The following is a 2,577-nucleotide window of genomic DNA, read 5'->3' on the forward strand; positions in this document are numbered from 1 at the left end:
TCATGAAATACTTGTAGCTACAGGATCGCTTAGTGGTCTCTAACTAGTCATTCAAGCGGACAGCCGCCCCGAAATTTGAGTAAACTGATGTTGTCCGCGGCGGCTGCCGCTTAATTCAATCGTTAGGGTGCAAATGCAGGATGCTCGCACATCCAAAACTAAACAACTTGTGGTTTTTGTTGGCTTAGTGATATTTGCCGCTATTCTTGGCGGATTCTCTGGACTTTTAATGTCATTAATTGCTCCTGAAAATATATTTTCTTGGGCAGGTCTTGCTGTAGTGCCAATCTGGCTTTTACTAGATTCTTACTTTGAGCTAATTTCGGATGGATTTGGGCAATTTGGTAAAGCCGTTCGGATTGTTTCAACACTAGCTATAGTGGCAAGTTTCTACGCTGTGTTTATTGGATTCCGTGGATTTGCACCCTAACAACTCATTCAAGCGGACAGCCGCCCCGGAATATGAGTAAACTGATGTGGTACGCGGCGGCTGCCGCTTAATTCAGGCGTTAGGCATCATGAGCTCTAGCATCGCTAATGCTGATATTTATCTCAGTCGCGCCATCACCTTTCTTATGTTGGTGTTCTTAGGATTTACTTTATTAGGATTCGCAGCTGGAAACTACGGCATTAGCCTCAATGACACCTATGTTTTAATTTGCATGATGGCTTTAAACCTTGTTCCAACTTGGTATATTTGGCAGTCGGCAAAATTACTCGGTAAAAATCGATGGATGTATGGTGGCCTCGCCATACTTGGAATACCGTTTGCCATTATGTCTTTGTCAATCCTTAAAATTTCCCGGGATTTTCCATTACTTCTAAAAATATTCGGTCGCAGCAAAAAATGATGCCTAACTAATCATCCAAGCGGACAGCCGCCCCGTTACTTGGTATTCTGAGCCTGTTCGCGGCGGCAGCCGCTTAATTCAATCGTTAGGGGCAAAAATGAATTTGCGTCCTGCAATTATTTTTTGCGCTTCATTTCTCGCATTTTTGATGTTTATTCCATCAATTATGATTGGGATTTTTGGTGGTTATAAAGAACGTACTGCGTTTTCTATCCCAATCAATTCAGATTTTAAAATTGATGTCATTAAGCGCTATAGCTTTCCATCATTTGAACTCGCAGACGCATCGATAATTGTAAAATTTCAAGTCGTTGAAACTGCATCTTCAAGGTTATTAAGCACGTCATCAATCGATATTTATGAAGACAGTGATTTAATGCGACCTGAAATAAAAATTAAGGGCAAAAAAATATATATTTTTAAATTCGATGAAAGTGATTTAACAAAAACTATTGTTATGCCACTTCCATAACCTAGTGATCGAGAGTAATATTAATTTTGCCCCTAACAACTCATTCAAGCGGACAGCCGCCCCGATACTTGGTATTCTGAACCTGTTCGCGGCCGGCTGCCGCTTAATTCAGGCGTTAGATGCCAGATTTGGCGTTGCGTATGCTCACAGAAAATCGATAGCCGCAAGACTGTTTTTGGCAACTCATAGCCACTACAATTTCTCCTTCATACCGTAGAGGAGATTGCGCGTGAAGAACTGGATATTTCTGGCTGTTGCAATCTTTGGCGAGGTCATCGCAACTTCCGCACTGAAGTCTAGCCATGGATTCACTAGGTTAGTTCCTTCCGTTGTAGTTGTGGCTGGCTACGGGCTTGCGTTCTATTTCTTGTCTCTCGCGCTCAAGTCCATTCCGGTCGGTATTGCTTACGCTGTATGGGCTGGGCTTGGCATCGTGCTTGTGGCAGCTATTGCTTGGATTTTCCATGGCCAAAAACTAGACTTCTGGGCGTTCATTGGCATGGGACTTATCGTCAGTGGCGTCGCCGTTCTAAACCTGCTATCCAAGGTCAGCGCACATTGACCGGGTTGGCATCTAACAATTCATTCAAGCCGACGCCGCTTCGCGGCGCGGCTTAATTCAGGCGTTAGGTTGCGCACGATGTCATCTCGCATCTCAAAAGCAGACCGGATGGAACTTCGTCGAGAGACTGGTTCTCGCGCACTGCCCGATCCTAGTGGTCCGCAACCTCGGGCCAAGGGCCCGCGCTATCTGGTTGCTCACGCCTGCTTCGTTTGCCGTCTCAACTTCAAGAGGGCTGCACGTAGTGACGGCACATCGCCTCAATGCCCAGAATGCGCCGGCCCAATGGCCAAAATGGGCCGCGGCTTCAAAGCACCCCTCCGCCGTAATGTTGATGGGTGGAAGGCTGCACAACTGCTGTACCAAGCCGGCTTTCGATTCCCCTCTACCGGTCGCAGGGAGGCCCCTTCGTTACCAACCAAGAGTCGGGACGTTGCAGCCTTTGTTGAGCAAAACCACGCTCATCCTTATCGCACAGGCGCAACCTAACTAATCATCCAAGCGGACAGCCGCCCCTTTACTTGGTATTCTGAGTCTGTTCGCGGCGGCAGCCGCTTAATTCAATCGTTAGAGCCCACGAATGACTTCTTCGTTTCTTTGCTCCAGCTGCGGCAAATCGCATGAGGGCATGCCTACCGATTATGGATGGAAACTTCCAGATGATGTGTGGGCTATTCCGGAATATGAGCGCA

General features: G+C 46.7%; 4 protein-coding genes. All 4 read left to right on the forward strand.

Features of this window, described 5'->3' with window-relative positions:
• Positions 1-133 precede the first annotated feature (133 nt).
• The 4 genes from IEV56_RS10480 to IEV56_RS10495 all read left to right on the forward strand — a co-directional run bounded on the left by IEV56_RS10480 (position 134) and on the right by IEV56_RS10495 (position 1,885).
• Positions 134-430 carry a hypothetical protein gene (locus IEV56_RS10480; protein WP_188450311.1) on the forward strand — a complete coding sequence of 99 codons (297 nt, stop codon included), beginning with the start codon at positions 134-136 and terminating at the stop codon, positions 428-430.
• 88 nt (positions 431-518) lie between these two features.
• The gene (locus IEV56_RS10485; RefSeq protein WP_188450312.1) at positions 519-851 is read left to right on the forward strand and encodes a hypothetical protein; all 333 of its coding nucleotides are present in this window, start codon (positions 519-521) and stop codon (positions 849-851) included.
• 97 nt (positions 852-948) lie between these two features.
• The gene (locus IEV56_RS10490; RefSeq protein WP_188450313.1) at positions 949-1,323 is read left to right on the forward strand and encodes a hypothetical protein; all 375 of its coding nucleotides are present in this window, start codon (positions 949-951) and stop codon (positions 1,321-1,323) included.
• 229 nt (positions 1,324-1,552) lie between these two features.
• The gene (locus tag IEV56_RS10495; RefSeq protein WP_043876060.1) at positions 1,553-1,885 is read left to right on the forward strand and encodes a quaternary ammonium compound efflux SMR transporter QacF; all 333 of its coding nucleotides are present in this window, start codon (positions 1,553-1,555) and stop codon (positions 1,883-1,885) included.
• Positions 1,886-2,577 lie beyond the last annotated feature (692 nt).

The sequence above is a fragment of the Arenimonas maotaiensis genome (assembly GCF_014638745.1).
In the GTDB taxonomy this organism is placed as follows: Bacteria; Pseudomonadota; Gammaproteobacteria; order Xanthomonadales; family Xanthomonadaceae; genus Arenimonas; species Arenimonas maotaiensis.

What these genes read in the sequence shown, in the direction of transcription:
- IEV56_RS10485 (WP_188450312.1), top strand. Translation starts at nt 519, where the DNA reads ATGAGCTCTAGCATCGCTAATGCTGATATTTATCTCAGTCGCGCCATC.
- IEV56_RS10490 (WP_188450313.1), top strand. Translation starts at nt 949, where the DNA reads ATGAATTTGCGTCCTGCAATTATTTTTTGCGCTTCATTTCTCGCATTT.
- IEV56_RS10480 (WP_188450311.1), top strand. Translation starts at nt 134, where the DNA reads ATGCAGGATGCTCGCACATCCAAAACTAAACAACTTGTGGTTTTTGTT.